At 48.0% G+C, this 897-nt stretch carries 1 protein-coding gene and 1 pseudogene; both read right to left on the bottom strand.

Annotated features, from left to right (window positions below):
• Nucleotides 1-400, bottom strand: a pseudogene (locus AC1DWB_RS36255) (flagellar biosynthesis protein FlhF); the annotation flags it as partial.
• A partial coding sequence (locus AC1DWB_RS36250) for an FHIPEP family type III secretion protein (RefSeq protein WP_477545886.1) occupies nt 397-897 on the bottom strand: 501 nt, incomplete at its 5' end. The pseudogene AC1DWB_RS36255 and the gene AC1DWB_RS36250, both read right to left, overlap by 4 nt.

Here is an 897-nt window from a genome sequence, read left to right as displayed (position 1 = left end):
GAACAATGACTTCATCCATTGTCGCGATTGCAGCTGCCGCTTGAGAGTTGCTTACCGTAGGGAAAACCATTTGATTCTCTCTCCCGTATGCGTTTGTTGCGCTTGCAATCGTAACGGGAGTGGACGGGAGTGTGCTGGAACTTACACCCGCAGTACCCGATACTGCTGCTGCAGTTGATGAATTCATCGCCACAGGCGGCTTGAGAGGCGATGGCGCCGCTGTTGTTCCACTATTGTCCGTAGCCGCGATGACTTCTATCTTCTTCTTACCGAACATTCCCAAGAAGCCACCTGATCGAATTTCCTTCGTATTCAGGATGACGGCATCCTTCCCTAGATCAGAACGAATACGTTGGAGCGCGTCCGGCATGGAATCGACAACATAGCGTTTCACTCTCATAAATTAACCACCCCAACGCTTTGAATTTCGGCACTCGGTTCAAGCTCACTGTAGGACAACACGGTAATGTCCTGCATCGTTCGTTCTAACAATTGCCGTAAGTACATGCGTATCGTAGGCGATGCCAGAATAACAGGCTGTTGTCCATGCTGGATCATACGTGTCACCTGCTCAGATACTTTCTGATAGATCGTTTGGGAGGCGTTCGGATCAAGCGCCAAGTATGAGCCTTGATCAGTTTGTTGGACGCTTTCGGCAATTTTCTTCTCAAGCGACGGTCCGATTGTAATGACCTTCAATGAATCATTAGGAGCTGCGTATTGTAACGTAATCTGGCGAGATAACGCTTGGCGAACATATTCGGTCAGGATGTCAGGGTCTTTCGTATAAGTCCCGTAATCCGCCATTGCCTCGAATATCGTAACAAGATCTCGTATTGATATTTTCTCTTTCAGGAGCTTCGCCAGTACTTTCTGTATATCTCCGATGGATAAGAT

It is taken from the genome of Paenibacillus sp. P4_E11 (genome assembly GCF_056401635.1).
Note: the sequence above shows the minus strand (reverse complement) of the source record. Positions and strands in the feature narration are given on the sequence as shown.